The 22,392-nt window shown below is 69.2% G+C and carries 18 protein-coding genes; 10 read left to right on the forward strand and 8 right to left on the reverse strand.

All coding sequences use genetic code 11. The features are described 5' to 3' along the window. Positions 1-289 precede the first annotated feature (289 nt). The 3 genes from OG589_RS05295 (at position 290) to OG589_RS05305 (ending at position 2,821) form a co-directional block, all read left to right on the forward strand. On the forward strand, positions 290-1,000 hold the full coding sequence (locus OG589_RS05295; protein ID WP_405146672.1) for a carbon monoxide dehydrogenase subunit G: 711 nt from the start codon (positions 290-292) through the stop codon (positions 998-1,000). A gap of 212 nt (positions 1,001-1,212) precedes the next feature. Next, on the forward strand, positions 1,213-2,115 hold the full coding sequence (locus OG589_RS05300; RefSeq protein ID WP_405146674.1) for a hypothetical protein: 903 nt from the start codon (positions 1,213-1,215) through the stop codon (positions 2,113-2,115). A 46-nt stretch (positions 2,116-2,161) separates the two neighbouring features. Further along, on the forward strand, positions 2,162-2,821 hold the full coding sequence (locus OG589_RS05305; RefSeq protein WP_405146676.1) for a DsbA family protein: 660 nt from the start codon (positions 2,162-2,164) through the stop codon (positions 2,819-2,821). Positions 2,822-2,827: 6 nt separating this feature from the next. On the opposite strand, the gene OG589_RS05310 is transcribed toward OG589_RS05305, so the two are convergent. After that, positions 2,828-3,484: a thymidine kinase gene (locus OG589_RS05310; RefSeq protein ID WP_405151961.1), complete on the reverse strand. Its 657-nt coding sequence runs from the start codon at positions 3,482-3,484 to the stop codon at positions 2,828-2,830. A 79-nt stretch (positions 3,485-3,563) separates the two neighbouring features. Continuing rightward, complete coding sequence (locus OG589_RS05315; protein ID WP_405146678.1) at positions 3,564-4,820, reverse strand: hypothetical protein; 1,257 nt, start codon at positions 4,818-4,820, stop codon at positions 3,564-3,566. Between the two features lie 144 nt (positions 4,821-4,964). Here OG589_RS05315 and OG589_RS05320 point away from each other — a divergent pair, with 144 nt between their 5' ends. Next, complete coding sequence (locus tag OG589_RS05320; RefSeq protein ID WP_405146680.1) at positions 4,965-7,049, forward strand: hydantoinase/oxoprolinase family protein; 2,085 nt, start codon at positions 4,965-4,967, stop codon at positions 7,047-7,049. Further along, positions 7,046-8,872, forward strand: coding sequence for a hydantoinase B/oxoprolinase family protein (locus tag OG589_RS05325; protein ID WP_405146682.1), 1,827 nt, complete (start codon positions 7,046-7,048; stop codon positions 8,870-8,872). The genes OG589_RS05320 and OG589_RS05325 overlap by 4 nt, the downstream gene beginning before the upstream one ends. 48 nt (positions 8,873-8,920) lie before the next feature. Here the strand turns inward: OG589_RS05325 and OG589_RS05330 are convergent, their stop codons facing one another. After that, positions 8,921-11,383 carry a glycoside hydrolase domain-containing protein gene (locus OG589_RS05330; RefSeq protein ID WP_405146684.1) on the reverse strand — a complete coding sequence of 821 codons (2,463 nt, stop codon included), beginning with the start codon at positions 11,381-11,383 and terminating at the stop codon, positions 8,921-8,923. 428 nt (positions 11,384-11,811) lie between these two features. After that, complete coding sequence (locus tag OG589_RS05335) at positions 11,812-12,234, reverse strand: ATP-binding protein (protein WP_405146686.1); 423 nt, start codon at positions 12,232-12,234, stop codon at positions 11,812-11,814. Between the two features lie 359 nt (positions 12,235-12,593). On the opposite strand from OG589_RS05335, the gene OG589_RS05340 reads away from it, so the two are divergent. Further along, the gene (locus OG589_RS05340) at positions 12,594-13,919 is read left to right on the forward strand and encodes a hypothetical protein (RefSeq protein WP_405146688.1); all 1,326 of its coding nucleotides are present in this window, start codon (positions 12,594-12,596) and stop codon (positions 13,917-13,919) included. 72 nt (positions 13,920-13,991) lie between these two features. Here the strand turns inward: OG589_RS05340 and OG589_RS05345 are convergent, their stop codons facing one another. Continuing rightward, complete coding sequence (locus tag OG589_RS05345; RefSeq protein WP_405146690.1) at positions 13,992-14,294, reverse strand: hypothetical protein; 303 nt, start codon at positions 14,292-14,294, stop codon at positions 13,992-13,994. A gap of 120 nt (positions 14,295-14,414) precedes the next feature. Here OG589_RS05345 and OG589_RS05350 point away from each other — a divergent pair, with 120 nt between their 5' ends. Next, positions 14,415-14,882: a hypothetical protein gene (locus tag OG589_RS05350; protein ID WP_405146692.1), complete on the forward strand. Its 468-nt coding sequence runs from the start codon at positions 14,415-14,417 to the stop codon at positions 14,880-14,882. A 4-nt stretch (positions 14,883-14,886) separates the two neighbouring features. Here OG589_RS05350 and OG589_RS05355 read toward each other — a convergent pair whose 3' ends face one another. Then, positions 14,887-16,863 (reverse strand): DUF6571 family protein, encoded by a 1,977-nt coding sequence (locus OG589_RS05355; RefSeq protein WP_405146694.1) that lies wholly within the window; start codon positions 16,861-16,863, stop codon positions 14,887-14,889. Between the two features lie 78 nt (positions 16,864-16,941). Next, complete coding sequence (locus OG589_RS05360; protein ID WP_405146696.1) at positions 16,942-17,898, reverse strand: hypothetical protein; 957 nt, start codon at positions 17,896-17,898, stop codon at positions 16,942-16,944. Positions 17,899-18,277: 379 nt separating this feature from the next. Between OG589_RS05360 and OG589_RS05365 the strand changes: the two genes are divergently transcribed. Further along, entirely contained in the window at positions 18,278-19,501 is a 1,224-nt protein-coding gene (locus tag OG589_RS05365) for a S8 family serine peptidase (RefSeq protein WP_405146698.1), read from the forward strand. A gap of 152 nt (positions 19,502-19,653) precedes the next feature. On the opposite strand, the gene OG589_RS05370 is transcribed toward OG589_RS05365, so the two are convergent. Next, on the reverse strand, positions 19,654-20,418 hold the full coding sequence (locus OG589_RS05370; RefSeq protein ID WP_405146700.1) for a DUF2786 domain-containing protein: 765 nt from the start codon (positions 20,416-20,418) through the stop codon (positions 19,654-19,656). A 301-nt stretch (positions 20,419-20,719) separates the two neighbouring features. Here OG589_RS05370 and OG589_RS05375 point away from each other — a divergent pair, with 301 nt between their 5' ends. Both OG589_RS05375 and OG589_RS05380 read left to right on the forward strand, forming a co-directional pair. Beyond that, the gene (locus tag OG589_RS05375) at positions 20,720-20,866 is read left to right on the forward strand and encodes a hypothetical protein (RefSeq protein WP_405146702.1); all 147 of its coding nucleotides are present in this window, start codon (positions 20,720-20,722) and stop codon (positions 20,864-20,866) included. Between the two features lie 316 nt (positions 20,867-21,182). Next, positions 21,183-22,340 carry a CaiB/BaiF CoA transferase family protein gene (locus OG589_RS05380; protein WP_405146704.1) on the forward strand — a complete coding sequence of 386 codons (1,158 nt, stop codon included), beginning with the start codon at positions 21,183-21,185 and terminating at the stop codon, positions 22,338-22,340. Positions 22,341-22,392: the final 52 nt, after the last annotated feature.

Raw genomic sequence — 22,392 nt, forward strand, 5'->3', positions numbered from 1 at the left:
TGCGGAACAATTGGCTAGTTATATCCCGAACCCGGGTAAAGGCGGAGGCTGCTCATGAATTTGGCTCAAACTCGGGACGCTTTCGGGATAATGTCCCGCGTTTGTCCCAGGAATGGTCCGTCACCGCCTTCAAGGCGGCGGGGTCGCGGCGGTGTTAGCGTGATGCCCACAAGAGACGCATGGCAGTGAGCCGGGCGAGACCTGACGACGCCCTGCGGCACCGGCGGGCAGAAGTTGCCCTTATCCGCGTCGCGGGTCGGTCTCTAGTCTCTCGGCATCGGAGGTGTCCATGAAGGTCGTTGGCAGTGCCGTGGTCGGAGTCGACCGGGGTCGCGTGTGGGCCGCCCTGCAGGATCCGGCGGTCCTGGTGCGCACCATCCCTGGGTGCGAGCGGCTGGAGTCCACGGGCGGCGACACCTACCGCATGACGGTGACCGCGGGCGTCGCCTCCATCAAGGGTGTCTACCAGGGCGAGGTCGCACTGTCCGACCCGGAGGAGCCCGAGCGGTTCACGCTCCGCGCGCGGGGCGCCGGAGCCCCCGGCACCGTGGACGCCACCGTGCGCATCACCCTGAGCGAGGTCGACGGCGGTGCGACCCGGGTCGACTATGACGCCGAGGCGGTCGTCGGCGGCATGATCGGCGGAGTGGGCCAGCGCATGCTCGGCTCCGTCGCGAAGAAGACCGCGGGGGAGTTCTTCAACGCGGTCGAGCAGCACCTTCAGGTGGGCGCCGCTCCCGCGGCGGAGGTCCCCGCCGGCCTGGCGCTCGTGCCGTCCGCGACCCCGTCCGCGAACGGCGGTTCGCCACAGGTGGCCGGGCCGCACGAGGCCGGGCAGGTGTTCGAGCGACCCCGCGGCGAGGCGCCGGGCGCGTCCGGGCGTTCACGGAACGGTGCCCCGGTCTGGCCGGTGCTGACGGCCTTCGGCATGGGCGCGGGCGTCGCACTCGGCAGCGCCGTCATCGGATGGCTGCTCGGCCGCACCGGCCGCTCTCGTTAGATCTTTCGCCTGCTCCCGGCAACGTTCGCGCGCCCGGGCGCAGGCGGTTGCCCGTCCCTTTGCCCTGGTCGCCGGGGCGGCTCCGGCCCCGCGCGGCCGTACGGGCGGGCCTGGTGACGGCGGCGCGGGCCCGATCCGCCTTACGTGTCAGGTAGATCCCAGGGTTGTTACGGAACCTCGCGGAAGAGGATCTCCCGGCGTAACGTGGTGATATGCGTGAGTTCCGTGCGGAGGATGCTCGATCGGAGGCCCGGCGGCTCATCCGCGACCTGCTGGGTGAGGAGCATCCGACGGCCGCGTTGCTGCTGAGCGAGGCCCGAGCCGCGCTCGGCGACGACCGCATGGCGCGGTGCGCGGAGCTGGCGCAGGGCGCCGCGCTCACCCGGCGGTCCTCCGAGCTCGCCGCCATCGCCGGCCTGCTCATCGGCACCGGTGCGCTCGGCAGGGGATGGTGGTCGGCCGGCCGAGGCGGGAAGATACCGGCCCCCGACGAGGTGCTGGCCGCCGGCACCGCCATCGAGCCGTGGACCGACCTCACCGTGCTGGAGATGCTCGCCGCCTGGATCGCCGACGACACCGCCGACATGGCGTGGGGCTCGCCGGTCGGGTCGGTGGACCTCAACTCCTGGCAGGGAGAGGACCGCATAGAACTGCCGGAGGGCGTCACCCCCGGGCAGCGCCTGGTCGTCTCGTTCGACGCCGGCGGCCGCCTGGACGCCGTGGTGGTGGAGCGGCCCGGCGGCGAGCCGGGATCGAACCTCGACTTCGCCACGCTGCGTTACTCCGGGCCCGCCGAGGCCCAGTGGAGCTGGGGTGTGGCGGCGGGGCTCGGCCCCCACCCGCTTCCCGGCGAGGACCCGGACCCGTACGCCGTCACCGTCGACCAGCGGGCGGCCGAGCAGCTGCGCCACTGGGCGCTGCGCCACGGCGCCACGGCCGAGCAGGTCGGCCCGTGGTGGCAGGCGAAGGGCGACGTCGTCGCCGCGATCGAGCGCGTCGACTGGATGTGGCGCAGCGGCGAGTGGTTCGCCTGGTGGCGCGCGACCTCCGCGCTGCTCGGCGGCGATCCCCAGCAGCTCGCCGCCCGCATGGACGACATCTCCTCCGCCCCCTGACGGCATCCCAGGAATGTTTGCCTGATGTGACGGGGTTGAGCATCGTGTGAAGGTTGAGATCTTTTCTGATGTCGTCTGCCCCTGGTGTTACATCGGCCATACGCGCTTCGCGCGCGCGGCCGAGCGCTACCGCGAGCAGGGCGGTGAGGTCGAGGTGGAGCTGCGCCCGTTCCAGCTCGCGCCGGACGCGGAGTCCCTCGGGGAGCCGCTCACCGCGTGGATGGAGCGCAAGTTCGGCGGGCCCGAGCAGACGCGGCAGATGACCGGCCGCGTGACGGGGGCGGCGGCCGAGTCCGGCCTCGAGCTGCACATGGACCGCGCCGTCCAGGCCAACTCCTTCGACGCCCACCGGCTCATCCTCGCCGCGACCCGGCAGGGCAGGGGCGAGGAGATGGCCAGGCGCCTCTTCCGCGCCTACTTCACCGACGGGCTGAACATCGGCGACCGCGAGACCCTCGCCGGGCTCGCGGGCGAGGTGGGGGTCCAGGCGTCCCTGGACGGCGAGGACGGCGCCGAGGAGACCCGCGCGCAGATCGACCGCGCCCGCGAGCTCGGCATCAGCGGCGTGCCGCTCTTCCTGTTCGAGGGCAAGTACGCCGTCTCGGGCGCGCAGCCAGAGGACACTCTGCTCGCCGCCCTTGCGGAGGTCGCCTCCCTCACCGGCCAGGCGACGCCGCCGGGCCAGGGCGACGCCTGCCCGGTCTAGGAGCCGTCAGGCGGGCGTGGAGGCCGGGTGCTGGGCGTGCGCCGAGTCGCCGAGGTCGCCGGCGCGGTAGTGCCGGCGGCACAGCACGCGGTAGTGCACCTGCGCGGCGTCGGTGTCGGCGATGACGACCTGCTCCCCGGTGCGCGCCATGACCCCGTCCACGACGCGGGCGTTGAGCCTGCCCTCGCGCCCGCACCAGCAGAGCACCTCGACCTGCAACCGCGACACCTCGTCGGCCAGCTCGAACAGGCGCTGCGCGGCGGGGAACATCCGCGACCGGAAGTCCGAGGCCAGGCCGAAGGCGTAGACGTCGACGCCCTGCCCGTCCACCAGGTCGGCGAGCTGCTCGATCTGGGCGCCCGTGTAGAAGCACGCCTCGTCGCAGATGAGGTAGTCGACGCGGTCGTGCGCGCGTACGAGCTCGACCAGGTCGAGGTCGTCGTCGACCTCGATGGCCTCGAGCCCGAGGCCGATACGGCTGGTGACCTTCGGTCCGCCCGAGCGGTCGTGCTTGGTGAGCACCAGCCCCCGCCTGCCCTGGCGGCCGTGGTTGTAGTTCATCTGCAGTGCCAGCGTGGACTTGCCGCAGTCCATGGGGCCGTAGAAGAACCTCAGCACGCCGTCTCGGTGGGGATGCGCGGGCACGGCGGATAGGGCGGACATTTCACTCACGGGGCGTCAGCATACAGCCCGGCCGCCGGGCCGGCGGGCGGGCGTGACCGGTCCGGGCCGGTCGAGCCGGTCACCCGTCCGGGCGCGTCGCCGCGTGACGGAGCAGGGAGATGCCCGGGACCGCGATGCGGGAGACCTCGCGCCCCGCCCGGCCGTCGAACCGTACGACGCCGCCGGTGACGCCCGCGTAGACGGCGCGCTCGTCCGGGGTCACCGCGACGCCGCGGGCGGCCGCCGGCAGGCGCCACTCGCCCCGCACGGCGAGCGAGCCGGGATCGATCGACCGCACGGACGGCCCGGCGGCGACGTACAGCGAAGCGCCTTCCGACGCCGCCGACGCGGCGCCGGACGACGCGCCGACGACGGCCGTCCTCTCGATCTCCAGCGACTCGGTGCCCGCCCGGAGCAGGGTGCCGCCGGCTCCGTCGTAGACGTACAGGGCGGCGGCGGACACCGCCAGCGTGTGGCCCTCCGCCGGGCCGCGTCCGAACGGTTCCGGCAGGTCGAGGCAGTAGGCCCACCGCTGGCCGAGGTCGAGCACGTGGACGAACGCGTGGACCCCCGTGGTCCTGCCCGCGACCAGGTCGCGGGTGTGCAGGTGGTTGGGCTGGTGGGTGTAGAGCGTGTAGAGCCGATCGCGGCCGGGTGACAGCACGGCGACCCGACCCTCACCCCGCATCGTCTCCTCGGCCCCCGCCGGCACGGGCCGCTTCTCGCGGGTGAGCAGGGGCGAGAACGAGCCTCGCTCGATGTCGTAGGCCTTGACGCGGTAGCTCTCCGGCGAGGTCGCGGGCAGGTACTCAAGGAGGAACAGCGCCTTCCCGTCCGTGGAGAAGGCGTCGGGCTCGAAGTTGCCCTTCAGCCGCACGACCTTGGGAGCCGTGGACCCGGATGGATCGGCGACGACGAGGGTCGTCGAGCGCCGCCCCGGCCGGCCGTACGGAGAGGCCGGGGCAGGGGCGCCGAGGGCCACGACGTCCCCGAGCGGCGACACCACACGGGCGACCACGCCGTGTGGGACGGTGGCGCGGCTCAGCTCCCTGCCCGTCACGGCGTCGAGGGTCAGCAGTTCGCCCGCCGGGGACACGGTGTACAGGCGATCCCAGCCCGCTCCCGCGACCGGCCGCGCCGTGGAGAAGATCGTCGCCCCTGAACGGGTGTCGAGGGCGGACAGACGGGCCGAGACGTCGGCGAAGAGCACGTGGGCGGGGGGCCGGGGCGTGCCCGCGGGGGACGCCGGTGCGGCGGCGGGAGGCCGCGCGCAGGACGTGAGCAGTGCCGCGCCGGCGAGGCCGCCGGTCACCTTCAGGAATTCGCGTCGCTCCATGCCCTTCCTACCGCTCGCGCGGGCAGGAGGTTCCACGGAACCGGGGTCGCCTGAATGCAGGGCTATACCTGCCTACGAGTGGCCGATTCCTTGGCGGATGTTGCTGATTCCGGAATCCGGAGGCGTTCAGTAGACACTGAAGGCATGCGCAGCGTCCGAATCGGCGTCGACACCGGGGGCACGTTCACCGACGTGGTCGCGGTGGACGAGCAGACCGGTGAGATCACCACGACCAAGACCCCCTCCACCCCGGCCAACCCCGCCGACGGGTTCATGAACGGCGTGCACAAGGTCCTGGCCGGCCGGAGCCTGTCCGAGGTCGGCGGCATCGTGCACGGCACGACCGTGGCGACCAACCAGCTGCTCGAAGACCGTCCGGTCGACCTGGGCTTCGTCACCACAGAGGGCTTCGAGTTCATCCTGGAGATCGCCCGGCAGAGCGTGCCGGACGGCTACGGCAACTCCTACTTCTGGGTCAAGCCGCCGCGCATCGTGCCCGTGCGCCGGGTGAAGACGGTCGGCGGGCGGCTCGACCACCTCGGCGAGGAGGTGCGGCCGTTCGACGAGGAGGAGGCCGTGCGGGTGGCGCGGTGGTTCCGCGACCGCGGCGTCACCGCGCTCGGCGTGTGCTTCCTGCACTCGTACGCCAACCCCGCGCACGAGCGGCGCATGCGCGAGGTGCTCGAACGGGAGCACCCCGGCGCGGTCGTGTCCCTGTCGAGCGACGTGCTCCGCGAGTACCGCGAGTACGAGCGCTCGGTGACGACCCTGGTCGACGCGGCGGTCAAGCCCACCATGCGGCGCTACATCGCGAACCTCTCCTCGCGCCTCGGCATGCCGTTCTCGGTGATGAAGAGCAACGGCGGGGTGCTGTCCGCGACCGAGGTGGTCCACCAGCCGATCACGACGGTGCTGTCCGGCCCGGCCGCGGGCGCGCTCGGCGCCGCGCTCATCGCCGGCACCGGCGGGCATCCCTCGGTCATCACCCTGGACGGCGGCGGCACCTCGACCGACGTCGCGGTGGTGGTCGACGGCGAGCCGTCCCTGACCACCGAGGGCTCCATCGGCCGGTACCCGTGCAAGATCCCGATGATCGACATCGTGACCGTCGGCGCGGGCGGCGGCTCCATCGCCTGGATCTCCCCCGAGGGCACGCTCAAGGTCGGGCCGAGGTCGGCCGGCGCCGACCCGGGCCCCATCTGCTACGGCAAGGGCGGCACCGAGGTGACGGTCACCGACGCGCACGTCTACCTCGGCCGCGTGCCGCCCCACCTGCTCGGCGGCGAGATCCCGCTGGACGCGGACGCGGCCAGGGCGGGCATCGAGGCGCTGGCCGGCAAGCTCGGCCTGTCGCCCGAGCGCACGGCCGTCGGCGTCCTGGAGATCAGCGCGTTCAACCAGTCGAACGCCATCCGCCAGATCACCGTCAAGCGCGGCCTCGACGTGCGGGACTTCCCGATGGTCGCCTTCGGCGGCTCGGGGCCGCTGCTGGTCTGCCGCCTCATCGACATCCTGTCGGTCCCGGCCGTCGTCGTCCCGCCCAACCCCGGCAACGTGTCGGCGTTCGGGCTGCTCACCGTGGACGTGAAGAACGACTACGTCCGCACGCACGTGACCCGCGAGCTCTCCCTGGACACGGCGGCGGGCATCCTCGGCGATCTGGAGGCCCAGGCCGCCGCCACGCTCGACCGCGAGGGGTTCCCCGCCGACCGGCACGTCTACGCGCGCAGCGCCGACCTGCGCTACTACGGCCAGGCGTACGAGGTGCGCGTGCCCGCACCCGGCGGCCCCGTGGACGAGGCGTGGCGCGCGGAAGTGCTCGACCGGTTCCACGAGGCCCACCACAAGCTCTACGGGTACGGCTACCGCGACGACCCCCGGCACGCCGTCGAGTGGGTCAACCTGCGGGTCTCCGGCATCGGCCCCATCACCCGGCCCGTCATCCCCGAGCTCCCCCCGGCCGCCGGCGCGACGACGGTTCTCCCGGGTGAGCGGCCGGTGTACTTCGACGAGGATTCCGACTCGCCGCTCCACCAGAACGGCTGGTGGACGGCGCCGGTCCACCGGCGTGACGAGCTGCGCCGCGGCGACGTCGTCACGGGGCCCGCGGTGATCGAGGAGTACGGCTCGACGCTGCCCCTGCACCCTGGCTTCACCGCCGAGGTGGACCGGCACGCCAACCTCGTGGTCCGCAGGGCCACCGCGCACAAGGACGGAGCGGGCGAGTGACAACCGTTGACCCGGTGCTGGTCGAGATCGTCGAGGGGACGCTCGCGTCGGTGGAGATGGAGGTCGAGACGGCGATCGCCCGCACGGCCCGCTCACCGATGATCCGCGACGCGCACGACTTCAGGGCGGGCATCCACGACGTACGGCTGCGCAAGCTCACGGGCCGCTCGTACTCCGCCCTCGTCCAGCCGATCGTGCGCGACTTCCCGGTCTCGGAGATGAACCCGGGCGACGTCTTCTTCCACAACGACGTCTACCTCTCCGAGGGCGGCATCGGTCACCTCCCCGACCTGTGCGTCACCGTGCCGGTGTTCCACGACGGCGAGGTGGTGGCGTTCGTGCAGGCGTTCGGCCACCACGACGACATCGGCGGGGCCGTGCCAGGCTCGATGCCCTCCCACGCGCGCAGCGCGTTCGAGGAGGGGCTGATGGTGCCGCCGATCAAGCTGTGGGACCGGGGCGAGCCCAACCGCGCCGCGCTGACCATCATGACGCGCAACTCCCGCATGCCCGACTCCCTGGCCGGAGACCTCGACGCGGAGTGCTCGGCCTGCCTGATGGGCGCCCGCCGCCTCGGCGAGCTGTTCGGCAGGTACGGCAGGGCGGCGGTCGAGGCGTGCTTCGACGCGATCATCTCCAAGACCACCGAGACGTTCCGCCGTGAGCTGCTCGCCAAGATCCCCGAGGGGGTGCACGTCTGGGAGGACTACGCCGAGCACGACGGCGTGGACGAGCCGAGGCTGCACACCCAGCGGATCACGCTGACCGTCGACCACGCGGCGGACAAGCCCCTCGTCATCGACTTCACCGGCACCTCCCCGCAGGCCAAGGGCCCGATCAACCACGCCGGCGACTACGCCGACGGGGTGTTCCTGAAGAAGTGGCTGGCGCCCATCCTCCGCAACCTCGCCGACACCCCGGAGCGGATGGCCGAGCTGGACGTCAACGAGGGCGTCGTCCCCCTGATCGAGATGAGGTTCCCCGAGAAGGGCACCCTGCTCACCCCGATCTTCCCCGCGCCGACGAACGCCCGTACCTTCGTCATCCTGCGCCTGCTCGGCGTGCTCGCCGGGGTGCTCGCCAAGGCCACCGGCGGGCGCATGCCCGCCGACCAGGAGACCATCCGCTACACCGGCGTGTACGGGGACGACCACGAGGGCCGGCCGTACCTCATGCGGGAGGTGCTCGGCGGCGGCTCGGGAGGGCGCTGGTACGCCGACGGGGAGGACACCATCCATGTCGTCCCCGACTCGCGCAACATCCCCGTGGAGTTCGCCGAGTCGCGCTGGCCGTTCCGGGTCGAGCGGCTCGGGCTCGCCCGCGACTCCGGCGGCCCGGGGCTCTATCGCGGGGGCCTCGGCTACGACAAGCACATCCGCATGCTGCGTGACGCCTCGTTCATGTCCATCGCCGACCGTTCGATCCTCGCGTGCTGGGGAGTGAACGGCGGCAGGGCCGGCCGCCCGTTCCTCGTGACCGTCGGCGACCGGGAGATGGAGGGGCTCGTCGACGACTTCCCCGTGAAGGAGGGCGAGATCGTCCGGGTCAGGACCACCGGGGGCGGCGGCTGGGGCTCCCCGTACGACCGCGACCCGGCGCTGGTGGCGGCCGACGTCCGCGACGGCAAGGTGTCGGCGGAGTCGGCACGCGACGACTATGGCGTCATCCTGTACGGCTCGGCCGGCGAGCCCGAGGTCCACCTCGCCGCCACCGAAGCGCTCCGCGCCGAGCTGCGCACGGCCCGGCCGCCCGCCTTCTTCGACCGAGGACCCGGCTACCCGCTCCTGTCCGGGGGGAGGTCGCAGGCCGACGTCGACACGTGAGGTGAGGCCTCGGGCGGCTCGGGGAGGCGGTTCTCGAACGGTGTGACGCTACCTCAGGCAGGCGTTGTGCTTCTCGAACACCGCGTAGACGGCCGGCAGCTCGCGACCGTACCGCTCGGCGTCCGGCCCCGTGCCCCTGTACCGGGCCATCACCTGGCTCAGCCGGGCGTCGTCGTAGGCGAGAAGGTCGCCCTCCACACCGGCCTCGTGCGCGGCGTTGACGAGCATCAGCGGCACGGTGCTGATGTTGTGGTCGGGGTCCTCGCGGAGCCATCGCCACATGTCTCGCATCACGTGCCAGTCATCGGGGTCCAGCCGCTCTCCCTCGACGAGGCCGGCGTCGACCGCGTGGTTGTGCGCCGTGATCGCGGAGCGCGCGAGCATCCGCCCGAGGCCGGTTCTCGCGTCGTCCTTCTGGGGGGAAGGCGGGGTCGGCTCGGCCGTGATCACCTGCTGCTCGGGCGGCAGCTCCTGCCATGCTTCCAGCTCGGCGCGGTATCCGTAGTAGGCCGTGACCGCGAGATCCTCCGGCGCGTCCTCGGGGGTGAGCCAGCGGGTCTCCCAGAAGATCGGGCTCTGGATCAGCGCCTTGCGCATCCGGTAGGCGCGGCTCAGCCCGGTGATCAGCGCGTCGTGCCGCAGGACCAGATCGAGCGAGGGGTCGGTGGAGTCCCGCCGGACCGGCGTCTCGTGGCCCGCGATGGACCTCAGGTCGTCCAGCAGCTCCTCGCGGCGTGACAGGTCGAAGTGGACGTCCAGCGGTCCGCTCGCCGGGGTGGGCGACACGAACAGCGACTGGCCCGGGTCCCGGCCGGAGGCCACGGCATTGCCGATCTGGACGCTGCCGGGACCGGTACCGAGCGTGAGCATCGATATCTGGTCGAACGCCCAGTCGGCGGGCAGCGGGAAGCCGAGGTTGCCACCGAAACCTGCCGGTCTGTCCGCGACGAAACTCGACACGGTCAGGCCCTCTCGCGCCAGGCGGCCGCACACGTCGCGCGGGCCGTAGACGCCGATCTTGAACTCGCCGCCGTAGTGCCTCATCCGAGTGGCCAGCGCCCGGAAGTGGGGGATGATCCGCTGCTCGATGTCGCTGTCGAGCGCGTCGAAGCCGACCGCGAAGTAGATCGTCGTCCCGCGCGCGAACCCGTGGCCCCGAGCGGTCTCCAGGGCGGTCAGGGCGTCCTCGGCTCCCTGCCCGGCGGAGAAGTAGTCCCGCGTGCGGCCGCCGGCCTGGTAGATCGGGAACGCGCTCAACCCCCCGGACGCGATCGTCTCCAGCTCGCCCGGCCGAATCCGCTCATAGGGCCGGCTCTGTTCGTCCGGCTGGATCCTCTCGTCCAGTTGGACGCGTTCGTCCGGCTGGATCCTCCCATCCGGTTGGGTCCTCGCGTCCGGTTGGGTCGTCTCGTCCGGTTGGGTCCTCGCGTCCGGCTGGGTCGTCTCGTTCTGTTGGACGCGTTCGCGCGGCTGGGGCCTCGCGTCCGGTTGCGTCCTCCCGTCAGGCTGGGGCCTCCCATCCTGCGTCGGCCCGGGGGCGTCCGTCAGGTAGCGCCCCACGGTCAGGTAGCCCTCGACCTTCAGCACGAATGCCCGGGCCGGGGTGATCTCGGTGAGGCAGTCGCACGCCGTTCCCCTGCGGGTGGGGTCGCCGTCGCTCGCCAGCAGCGACGCCCACGTCTGGTAACCGGCGATGCCGTTGTCGGGCAGGAGCCGCGCGAACCCCTGGAACTCCGCGACCTTGTCCGCCACGGCGGTGCTGTACTCCCCGTCGAAGGGGACGTCCCACCCGTTGAGGACCATCGCCGCCTGGAACAGCCGGACGAACCGTTTCTGCACGTCGGTCGCGCCGGGGCCGAGCACGGCCTGGTCCCTGATGCCCTCCTGGATGCCGGGATCGAACCGGCCCGTCGCGGCGTCGTCGTCCATCCCGATCTCGAACTGGATCCCGAGCAACAGAGACCTGTGCACCTCGCGGGAGAAGTGCCCGTCGCACGGAATGATGGGAAAGTCCCTGCGGTGCACGTAGGTGCCGTTCAACCATTTCTGGATTTGTCGTATCCGCTGCGAGCCGCCAGTAGTGGGGACGTACGAGTCCGTCGACAGCAGGCCCTGGAAGACCTTCGGTGAGACGCCGTTCGGGGGGAACGCCTCGTCGACCCCCATGTCCGCCCGCATCCTGGTCACCCCGGTGCCGGTGGCCGAGTCGTACGCGCCGGACCTGCCGCCGCCGTCGTAGCCCTTGCAGGAGAGCCCGCACTGCACGATCTTGATGATGTTCTGATTGGAGGTGCCCGCGCCGACCATCGGGTACGCGGCGGCGAGGGCTTCCAGCGTCTCCGGCCCGAACTCGTCGCCCGGGGTGACGCCCAGCTCGTGCCTGAGTGCTCGTACCAGTGCCCGCACGGTCAGCCGGCCGGCCCTTCCATCCTCAAGGATGGGCCGATATCCGGCGACCTTCTCATAGACCGAGTTGACCCACCGCTGCGCCTCCAGAACCGGCTGGTCCACGGATCCCCTCCCACACCACCAGAATCACCCTTAACAGCCAAAACCCGGCGATTTGCCTCAACGGTAGATAACATCTGAGACCCTGACTACGGCCGGAGGCTCGGGGGTTGAATCAGGCAGGGCACACATTTCTGTACGGTATGCCGGGCAGGTAGCGCTGCCACTCCTGCCCGGTGAGCGTGCGCCCGGCCCGCCCTCGCTGTCGTACGCCTCGTACACGACGCCCCCACCAGCCAATAGCCCCCAGCCGCTCCGGATCCTCCGCCCGCAGATTCCCCGCCACACCGACCACCCGTCGTCCCGTCACCCGAACACGGCGATAGATGCCCACGAGCCCCGGCGAAGTTCGCCGTCGCAGCCCCCAATCGATCGCGCTCCGGCCGCGACGGGAGCCTTTCAAGGCCGTGCCAACATGTGCACGGCATGGATCACCACGGATCAAGGGCGAACCACACGACGCAGCGGGGGCTCTCCTCGCTGAATCCCCACCGGCTCGACAACGCGCGGATCAGCCGGATTCCGCGTCCGGATTCCGCGAGGTCATCGGGGGAGTGGCAGCCCGCGGAGGGCACTGAGGGCAGGGTTTCGGCTCCATCGTCGATGACCTCGACCTGGACACGGCCGTCCTTCTCTATGAGTACGACCGTGCCGATCACCGGGGATTTGGTGTGGACGACGGAATTGGTCATCGCCTCCGACAGCAGCAGTACGGCGTCGTCGCAGCGCGACTGGCCGTCGAGGATCTTCCGAATCCATCGCCGGGCCTCACCCACGGCTGTCTCAGTGGCCGGGAACACGGCCTTCTCCAGCAGCCGGATGTCAGTTCCGGTGCTCATGGCGTTGTCGCGCATCGTGGTCGAATGTCCTTCTCGGGGGAGTTCTCGCACACGCCCTTCACAGCGTGGCGGGATGGGTTCTCATCTCGGCAGGTCGGCTCCATCGTCTTCGCCGGGCACGTGTCACACCTCCATTGCTCGCTTCTCGCGTTCGGCGGTGACGCTAGGAAGCACGTATGGCGGCGAGCAGCATTCAGATGCGCCATGAGAGGTCGTCACGCTGTCGAATCCGTGTCGCCTCTGTGTCGTACGCGATCAAGTGACGGAAAAGCCGGAAGTCAGCAGCGGCGAGATCTACCGTGGGGAGTGCTTGCTTTCGGTTATCGGATGAGTACAGAGAGTAGGTAGTACCAGTGCCCGGTCAAACGACACTTTTGAAGGCGCTGCTGCTGAAGCGTCACCAGGAGACGCATCGGGCGTTCTGCCTGGAGTACGACAAGGTGGCCCGGAGCATCGACCGGAACCTGATCGGCTCATCTCCCAGCCGGGAGGCGTTCGGCCGCTGGCTCAAAGGCCATCTCAAGACCAAGCCGCACACCGACCATTGCCGGGTCCTCGAGCGCATGTTTCCCGGGCACACCGTTGCGGAACTGCTCGCCCCGTACGACCCTGTGAAGAAGGACCCCGGCGTCCCCCAGACGCGCCCCGACACCCGGGAGGCGGCCACGAACCGGCGAGAAGTATTCCAACTCGGCGCCGTGACCATGACTGCGGGCCTCATCGAAGGCGTCTGGCGTGGCCCCGACCTCCTGGAGCAGGTCCTCGACTCCACCACGGTGGGCGAGAGTCGACTCTTGTTCCTGGAAACTGAGGCAGACAGGCTTGGTAAGAAGGTCGAAAAGGTCGTTCCCGCCAGCTTGCTGTCCGAGGTGCTTCTGCACTTGTCAAGCGTGCGGGAACTGCTCACCCAACGGCAGCCGTTGGAAGCGCAGCGGCGCCTGGCTCGGATTGGATCCAAGCTCTCTGTCGTCGTCGGGGAAATCCTATTCAACGCCAACCAATTCTCGCTGGCCAACCGCTGGTGGACGGCGGCGGCGCGAGCAGCGGATGAGGCCGGAGACCGCTACCTCGCCGACCTGGCCTTGGCCAGCGCAGCGCTGGCACCGACTTATTCAGGTGACCCGCGCGGCGTGCTGGCCCTGATCAGCCCGAGAATGGAGCAAGCGGTGGGGGCAACGCCCTCAATAGCCTGGCTCTGGGGTCTCGCGGCACTGGCGCACGCCACCCTCGGCGACCGTGCAGCTTTCGAGCGAGCGATCAACCGTTCTCGTACCACCCTGGAGCGGTGCCCAGCTCACAGCGTCTTTCCAGGGATCCTGTCCTTCCAACCTGAGCGGCAGGCCTTTTACGAGGCACGGGGATGGGCGGACCTTGGCGATGTTGAAGGTACCGGGCGGGCGACGAATCGGGCGCTGGCGGCCTACGATCCAACCGTCTCCAGTGACCCCGCGCTGGTACGTTTCGCGCACGCCACAGCTCTGGCCAAGGCGGGGGAGATCGAGGAGGCCTGCCGGCTCGCCACCAGGGCGATCCGTGACCCGAATACTCTTCCCGTCATCAGCGTGGTTGTACGCGCCTATGAGTTCGACGCGCTACTCGCTGGCGTGGGGGCGACGACTGCCGATTGGCGCGAAGCGCTGGCCGATGTCCGAGCTCCAGACCCTGGAATGCTTTCCGTGCCATCACCTAGGAAGGCATGACCACCTCGGAAGATATGACGCCTGATGACAGGCGAGGACTGTCGATCCGAAGGGCTCAAAGACGGTCGTCGGTCAGCTCCAGCCGCTCATGCTGGAAGCCGCCGCGCGGGATACCTTGCTGGGTGTCGTGCCGAGCTCCGCCTCCAGCTCCGCGATCACGTGTTGCGCGGCCGTCTTGATGCGTGCCCTGCGGCCGTTCAACTCCTCACCGAAGGCTCGCGCGGTCGGCCCCACCCACACCGCCTGACCACCGAACTGCGCACACGCGCGATCGAGAGCGGTCTCCAGCACATGAACATGCGCACGCACGGCTGCGAGTGCCGTCTCCAGATCCCGATATTTCGGGTTCGGCACCAGATCGTCGTCGAGGGGCAACGCCGGACTCCTGCTGCTGTGGAAGTCTCAGTAGGGATGTAGATACTAGGTGGCGCAGCGCTTCTCACTGAGATTATGTGGGACCCGACCGGGTTCCGGCCAGACGTGGAGGCGAAGACGATGCTCATCCTGTCCAGTCCCGTAAAGCTCTGCCGCAACGCCGCCGTGCTCGCACTGCTCATGCCGCTGGCCCTGGCCGCCTGTACGTCCGACAAAGGCCTAACTGCCGCCCAAGCGGGGCAGACGTTGAAAACTCACATCCTTCAACTCTTGAAGGAACGAAATGCCCAGAGCGTTACCATCGTGGATCCCGGCGGTAAAGACATCCTATGTGCCGAAGGAAAAGCCAAACGGACTTATGCTGCCACAGGTCGAGACCTTGAAGTAGGGACGGCACCGGATGCGCTTAACGACATGATGCTTGGAGCCCTCAAACGAATTGGAGACTACTCCATAGTTGATGGGAACGGTGGCATCGGGACGGTGACGGTTGCCGACAACTCAACGGCGACTGTTCTGCTTCTAAACTCGCACACGAAGGGTGAATACTCGATACGGGGTGAGACTGAGTGCCTGCGGCCTTCTTGAGTTGTTATTCGAAGTCGAGGGCGCGTTCCTTTGTGCGCTCTTTTTTGCCCTCGAATCTGTCGGCAAAACGATTGGACAATTCGCCGATTGAGAGCTGGCTGCTCTTGCCCATGCCGTTCTCCAGTAACCAACGGTCAAGGGATTCCAGGCTGCCGCTTTTCTTCGACTTAAGGATCTCGGCAAAGGGGCGAAGTTTGTCATCGTCGCCAACGATAGAGGCGCCAGATGGGTACATCGTCTGATAGTCGCGCAGCGACACCTTCGGTTTGATTCCGGCGTCAATCAGTGATTGCGCTATGCCATGCTGGCGGCCGAGTGTTTCCTCATGATTGGCCTTATCGACTTTTTCGCCCTCTTTTTCCCTATCTGGCTTGTATGTGTCCCATGCCGACCAAGCCCCACTCAGCAAGGTCCACAGGGTCGCTCCCAACTCCTCGCCTGGGATAAAGATGCCGATGACGCCCAAGGCATTGCCGGATATGGTGCTGAAGTTCTTCCCTGCTGCGTCGTCGGCGTCATCCGCAGCCTTGCTGTGCTTCTTTTCAGCGGCTAGCTGGAGTCCGGCCACATTGCCCAAGGCAGCGAAAACGTCGCTCAACCGGGTGGAATCCTCGCTCTTCAGCATGGCGGGAACTTCAGCATTGATCAGTCTGTGAGCCAGGTTTCCCATGCCTTCCCGGAATGGTCGCTGGTTCGCTGTGCTGTCGGAGAAGGTCTCGATGAACCGGTAGGTGTCCTTCGGGCTCAGACGGAATATGGGTTTTAACCCTGGGGTCTGGGATGTCACTTCTCCGAACGCGCTTGGCAGCAGGTGGTTGGCGTCGCTGAAATCCGCTCCCTCAGCTATCTCGGTCGCGTACGCGCCGGCGATCTCCGATAGGTGTATGCGGGTGGCTCTGCCGATGTTGAGGCCCCCGAGGGTCGTCATGACGGTGAAGGCGAACGCCGCTGCGTCTTTGCTGTGCCGGCCGTCCTTCTCGTCGTAGGCGCCGGAGGCGGCGGCCAGCATGCGCCCGAAGGCGTCGGCCTCACCGGCCGACGCCGACATGCTACTGGTGTGGGCGGTGAAGTCCTTGAGGAGCTTGATTAGTTTCGACTGGTCTTGTCCTGTGACGGCGCTCAGGGCGAGGCGTGCTGCGCCGGGGTTGTTTCCCAGTGCGTACAGCAGTCCCGCGTTGACCTTGCGTGGCTTTCCGAGGCCTTGTGCCACAGCCACTTGAGCGAGCCATTTCGCGGGGAAGGATCCCGCGCTCAACAGGAGGCCGGCGTTGACCTGATCAGGGCCGGACAGGGCGGTGTTCGCCAGTGAGTCCTTGATCTGAGAGAACCCGGGCACATGGGATCCGGCCGAGACGGCGGTGCCGAAAGCTTGGCTGATGGTGCGCAGTACCCCGTCGTCGGACCGGGGTGGCGCGAGGGTCGCCTCTCCGGGCGGTGCGAGGTTGTGTCGCAGGGTCGCCGGAAGGTCGAGCGTGCCCTGCCGGCCGAGGGCCGCGAAGAACGCGGCGGTGTATTCGGGATCGTTGACATGCGAGGCGAGAGTGTCGACTATCCGCTGATAGCTCTGGTCCCGGCTGAGGGGTGACAAGAGGCCGGAGTCCAGCTTCTTGTATTTCGCGGCCAGCTCCGCGCCCAGACGGCGTGCCTCTGCCGCAGGCAGAACGTCCTTCTCCTCGTACGACACGAGGCCATTCGCCGCTTCCGGGGACCAGCTGGGGAGCTTGGCGGTGTCGTGGGCCATCTTGCTGCGGCGGCGCAGATCGGGGAGGCGTTCGTCGATCCAGCGTTCCACCTCGCTGATCGGATCGAGCGAGGTGGCGGGTACGCCTTCGGTGGCGAACACCTGGCGGATCGCCTGCGTGTGTTCGCCGATGAGCCCCCGCGCGTGCTCCATCTCGCTGATGAACCGGTCCATCAGCGCGGGATCTATCCCGGTGAACTCCGGTGACAGCGGCCCCGTTCCTGGTGGCACAGCGTTCACGAGCTCACGCCCCCTCCGACGCACCAGTTGCCGGACCACAAACCTAACGCAGACGGCGACGCGCGGAGAGGGCGTGTGTCAAACCGGGTGGCGGTCTGCGTGGGGGCGTCTGGCGGACGTTCGCAGCCTGCGGCACAGGGGCGGCCCCACGAGGGCGGTTGTCGATGCAAGGAGCAAGACGATCGTGACGGCCAGGCCGGGGAGCGTGGTCAACTCGGCCGCTGGGTATCGGCCGTGGAGGTCGCCGGCCACGAAGCAGAGCCGAAAGAGCGACGCCCCGGTGAGACAGAGCGACAGGGCGCCGCAGGCGGCGACCATGCGGTTTGGTTCGGCTGCGACCAGTAAGACGAGTAGGCATGACGCGACCAGCAGGGTGAGCGTCACCTGGCCGGCCGTGATCACCTCGTCGCTGATGGACGAGTCGGACAGGTCCCACAGGGACAGGTGCCTGATCGTGTCGCTCCCGTCGCGATGGTGATGGCGAAGGCGCATCCACGGCAGGGTGCCCGCGATGAAGAGCAGGAAGGCGAGGGTCATCCCCCGGGCCGCGTGGGCGAGTCTGCGGGTGGGGTAGGGAGACCACGGGGAGGTTTCAGATCGTTCCGCGATGTCCGGCGACGTCTGCCGGATTACATCCCGTTCGTCCGACGAGTCAGCCACCGTCACCATGGCGAGGCCGAGGATGAGCGCGAGCGCCTCTGCGAGTGCGGCGGTCGTGGCGGATCCCGGTGCGACCCAGGCCGTGCTCCAGGTGAAACGACTGTGCGGTCTGGGGAGAGCCTGTTGCAGCCACATGAGATTGAGAAAGCCCAATATTGCTGACAGCAGAGTGACCAGCATAAACGGGCGTACTGGGTTAAGCGCGGTGAGCACGGCGAGGGAGAGGGTCAGCATCAGCATGCCGAGCGCGCTGGTGCCGTTCTCGCTGATGATCTGGATGTCGGAGGACGGCAGGTCCCACAGCGACAGCGCGGTGTCGGCGGACGGGGACTCCTTGGAGCGCATCCACGGTTGCGTGCTGGTGATCAGCAGCATGAAGGACAGGCCGACGCACCACACCGTGTATCGGATGCGCTGGATGGCGGCGAAGGATTCCCAGAGAGCCGGGCTGTCGTGTCTCGTATTCACCAGGGGACGCTAAGCCGCCGGCGCGGTTGCCGGCGGTGCTCGGCTGGGTCGTGACCTGGCGCCAAGCTGTCGTGCGCGAGTCATCGCTGCGTCGTGTCCGGTCGGGACCTTGAACCAGCCGTGCTGCTCGACAGCTGTTCCACCCCTTTTGCGGGAAATCTGACAACCTAAATGACTTAAGTCAAATTTATGTTACAAATCCGGATTTGGGGTGGAAAGGTCTGACTGGGGTGGTCAATGTCAACTTTGCTGGTCCAATCCGGACCGCAGAGTGGAGGATCCCCCCGTGCGCAAAACGCTCCTCACCATCCTCTTCGCAGGTTCCCTCGTCATGGCGGTGAGCCCGGCCACGGCCGCGGTCGCCGCCGGCCTCGCGCCCACCGGCGACTACATCGTCGTGCTGCGAGACGGAGCCGATCCCTCGGCCGTCGCCAACACCCAGGCGCGGTCCAAGGGCGCGACCCTCAAGAACGTCTACAGTCACGCGCTGCGCGGCTACTCGGCGAGGATGACCGCCGCCGCGGCGGCAGACCTCGCCCGCGACCCGCAGGTGCAGTTCGTACAGCCCGACGGCGTGGTGTCGATCGACGCCCAGACGCTCCCCACGGGAGTCAACCGGGTGGACGCCGAGCTCAGCCCCACCGCCGCCATCAACGGCGTGGACACGCGCGTCAACGTCGACGTCGCGATCATCGACACCGGCATCCAGCTCACCCACCCCGACCTGAACGTCTACACGGCGGGCGCCAAGAACTGCAACAACGGCACCAGCGCAAATGACGGCAACGGCCACGGGACGCACGTGGCGGGCACGATCGGCGCGCTCGACAACACCAGCACCGTCGTCGGGGTGGCGCCGGGCGCCAGGTTGTGGCCGGTGCGCGTGCTGAACGCCAGCGGCAGCGGCAGCTGGTCGCAGGTGATCTGCGGCATCGACTACGTCACCGCCCACGCCTCCGAGATCGAGGTCGCCAACATGAGCCTCGGGGGTCTCGGAGCCGACGACGGCAACTGCGGCAACACCAACGGCGACGCCATGCACCGCGCGATCTGCGCGGCCGTCGCCGCGGGCGTCACCTTCGTGGTCGCGGCCGGCAACGAGACCGACAACGCAGCCAACCACGTCCCGGCCGCCTATGACGAGGTCGTCACGGTCAGCGCGCTCGCCGACTTCAACGGGCTCCCCGGCGGCGGCGCGGCGGCCACCTGCCGCAGTGACGTCGACGACACGCTCGCCGACTTCTCGAACTACGGCGCCGACGTGGACCTCATCGCGCCCGGCGTGTGCATCCTGTCCACCTGGACGGGCAGCGGCACCAACACCATCTCGGGCACCTCGATGGCCAGCCCGCACGTCGCGGGCGGAGCGGCCCTCTACAAGGCCACGCACCCGACGGCGACCCCGGCGGCCGTGAAGGCCGCGCTCCAGGCGGCGGGCACCACCAACTGGAACAACGCCGGCGACCCGGACGGCATCAAGGAGAAGCTGCTCAACGTCTCCACCTTCTGACAGCGAGCCGGCCGCGGTCGGCCCCACAACAAGGTCGTCCCGGCGGCGGCCATTCCGAGCAGGATGGGGGACCCGTGGGCGCCAACGCCCATGGGTCCCTTTCACATGGTCAGTTCGCCGGCCGCTTCACGTGGTCAGTTCGCCAGGCCGCTTCACGTGGTCAGTTCGCCGGCTGTGAGGCTGTCGAGGTTGCGGTCGTTGAGGTCGGCGCGGCGGCCCGCCTCGCGGCCGGTGTCGTACCCGTGGCGGTCGAGTGCGGTGGCGCGGGCCGGCCTGAGGCCGGGGAAGCGGCGGTCGAACTCGGCCCGCACCAGGGCCGTGCGGTCCAGCAGCACGAGCTCGGCTCCCGTGCCCGCGACCTGCTCGGCGACCTCGGCCACCCGGTCGCGGAGCTTGGCGGAGACGCCGGAGCCGAAGCCGACGTAGAAGGCCCGGCGGTAGTCGGCGGCGGCGCGGGCGCGCCGGTCCTTGGCCGTCACCGCGTCCAGCTCGGACGCGGTGAACCGCCGGAGAGCGGGTCTGACCTGGTTCTCCATCTGCAGGCTGATGGAGGGCAGGAGCACGCGCAGGCTGTCCAGGACGGCCTCGGGCCCGACGACCGTCATGGTGACGTGCCTGGCGCCGCGGATGCCCCGGCCCTTGACGCCGGTCCAGCGTTGCGCGCCCTTGCATCCGAGTGCGTCGCAGACGAGGTGGAGGGCCCAGCAGCGTTCCCGGGCGTGCCCGCCGCGGTTCGACACCTCGAACTCGATGCCGTCGATGGTCTCCGCGCGGCCGGTGGATCCTCGTCTCACGGCGGACGCGTCCAGGCCGTGCCTGAGCATCAGGGCCGCCGCGTGCGCGGAGGCGAGCGCGGCCTCCTCCTCGCCGGTGTTGGGGTGCTCCGCCAGGTCCAGCAGCCGCCTGACCCGTTCCATGACCCTGGCCCTGGACGGCCCGGCGGTGCCGGTCAGCGCGCCCTCCCCGACGCCACGGACTGTGCCCCCATGCGTTCTCGCCCCCTCCGACGACCCGGCGGGTCACCAACCTAGCCCACGTCATGGTGGGCTGCCCCGGGGCGGGAATCGTCACGCCGCGATCGCGGATTCGTCGTGGTTCCGTCACTGGTTGTCCTGTTTTTGCAGCTACTGAGCACAATGCGTGATTGGCGAGGGTCGTCCTGGGTAGCCGTTCATTGGAAACGGTGACCGAGCAGACGGCGGTGAAGAGATGGCATCGATGGTGGACCGTATCAAGGAGTACCTGCGCAGCCCGAAGGCTCAGGAGCGGGTCGAGAAGGCGAAGACGATGGCCCGCGACCCGAACAACCAGCGCAAGCTGCGCGAGTACATGGACAAGTGGCGTGGGCGTAAGACGCACAAATAGCCACAAGCAGGACAGCCCAGGGCGTTCCCGCGCCGGGGACGTCCGGAGGACTCAGCCGGTTGCCGGGGGTCCAGGACGTACGCGAGCGTCCTGGATGTCCGCTAAGGCGTCCCGGTCGTACGGTCTCGGGCCGCCCGGCGCCGGTGTGGACGAGCGGTGATCGGGTCAAGGGATCCCTGTGACCCGCCGCGCACCACGGGGCGAGCGCCGGGCCGAATCGGGGAGCGACCTGGGTGTCGGGCGGGTGGTGAGACCTGGCAGGCTTGCCGGTGACACCGGAACGTGGATCTCCCCCCGACCCCCGTGGAGGCTGACCTTGCAGGGACCTCTCAGTGACATCGTCGTCCTCGACCTGTCCCGAGCTCTGGCCGGGCCGCACGGAGCTCAGATGCTCGGCGACCTGGGCGCCACGGTGATCAAGGTGGAACACCCCGACGGCGGCGACGAGTCGCGTGGCTGGGGCCCGCCCTTCGTCGGCCCCTCGGGCGACATATCCACGTACTTCCTGTCGGCCAATCGCAACAAGCGTTCCGTGGCCCTCGACCTCAAGTCCGAGGAGGGCACCGAGCTCCTCACCCGGCTGATCAGGCAGAGTGACGTGCTCGTCGAGAACTTCCGTACGGGCGTGCTGGACCGGCTGGGCTTCCCCGTGGAGCGCCTTCACGAGCTCAACCCGCGCCTGGTGATCCTCTCCATCACGGGCTTCGGCCACGACGGCCCCGAGGGCGGCCGTCCGGGGTACGACCAGATCGTGCAGGGCGAGGCCGGCCTGATGAGCCTCACCGGCCCCTCGCCCGCCGAGCCGTACCGCGTCGGGGCCTCGATCGCCGACCTGCTCGCGGGCATCCACGGTGCCTACGGCGTGCTCGCCGCGCTGTACGAGAGGGAGCGCACCGGCAGAGGGAAGGTCGTGCGCACGTCGCTGCTCGCCTCGGTCGTGGGCGTGCACTCCTACCACGGGACGGCCTGGACGGTCGGCGGCAAGGTGCCGGGGGCGGGCGGCAACCACCACGCCTCCATCGCGCCGTACGGGGCGTTCCGCTGCGCCGACGGGATGATCCAGATCGCGGTCGCCAACGACGTGCAGTGGCGCAAGCTCGCCGCGCTCCTCGGCATCGACCCGGCCACCCCGAAGTACGTCGTCAACAGGGAGAGGTTCGCGCACCGCGACGAGCTGATCGCCGACATCGAGAAGGCGCTGGCCCCCCATGACCGGGCCCACTGGCTGGCCGCGCTCGCCGGCGAGGGCATCCCGGCGGGGGCCATCCGCACACTGGACGAGGTCTACGCCTGGGACCAGACCCGCTCGCAGGATCTCGTCGTCACGGTCGACCATCCGGAGCTCGGCGTCATCGAGCTGCCGGGCTCGCCGCTCAGGTTCGACGGAGAGCCGCCCGCCGAGCACCTCGCCCCGCCCGCGCTCGGCCAGGACAACCAGGCCGTGCTCGACTGGCTGGCGAAGCGGGAAGTGTGATCCGGCCGGTGATGAGGTCACTGCCGAACACCTGGACGCGGAAGGCCGGGTG

The sequence above is a fragment of the Sphaerisporangium sp. NBC_01403 genome, assembly GCF_045040145.1.
GTDB classification, from domain to species: domain Bacteria; phylum Actinomycetota; class Actinomycetes; order Streptosporangiales; family Streptosporangiaceae; genus Sphaerisporangium; species Sphaerisporangium viridialbum.

Coding starts and splice junctions, on each gene's coding strand:
- OG589_RS05295 (WP_405146672.1), top strand. CDS start 290: ATGAAGGTCGTTGGCAGTGCCGTGGTCGGAGTCGACCGGGGTCGCGTG.
- OG589_RS05300 (WP_405146674.1), top strand. CDS start 1,213: ATGCGTGAGTTCCGTGCGGAGGATGCTCGATCGGAGGCCCGGCGGCTC.
- OG589_RS05310 (WP_405151961.1), bottom strand. CDS start 3,484: ATGTCCGCCCTATCCGCCGTGCCCGCGCATCCCCACCGAGACGGCGTG.
- OG589_RS05315 (WP_405146678.1), bottom strand. CDS start 4,820: ATGGAGCGACGCGAATTCCTGAAGGTGACCGGCGGCCTCGCCGGCGCG.
- OG589_RS05320 (WP_405146680.1), top strand. CDS start 4,965: ATGCGCAGCGTCCGAATCGGCGTCGACACCGGGGGCACGTTCACCGAC.
- OG589_RS05335 (WP_405146686.1), bottom strand. CDS start 12,234: ATGCGCGACAACGCCATGAGCACCGGAACTGACATCCGGCTGCTGGAG.
- OG589_RS05350 (WP_405146692.1), top strand. CDS start 14,415: ATGCTCATCCTGTCCAGTCCCGTAAAGCTCTGCCGCAACGCCGCCGTG.
- OG589_RS05360 (WP_405146696.1), bottom strand. CDS start 17,898: ATGCTGCTGATCACCAGCACGCAACCGTGGATGCGCTCCAAGGAGTCC.
- OG589_RS05370 (WP_405146700.1), bottom strand. CDS start 20,418: ATGGAACGGGTCAGGCGGCTGCTGGACCTGGCGGAGCACCCCAACACC.
- OG589_RS05375 (WP_405146702.1), top strand. CDS start 20,720: ATGGTGGACCGTATCAAGGAGTACCTGCGCAGCCCGAAGGCTCAGGAG.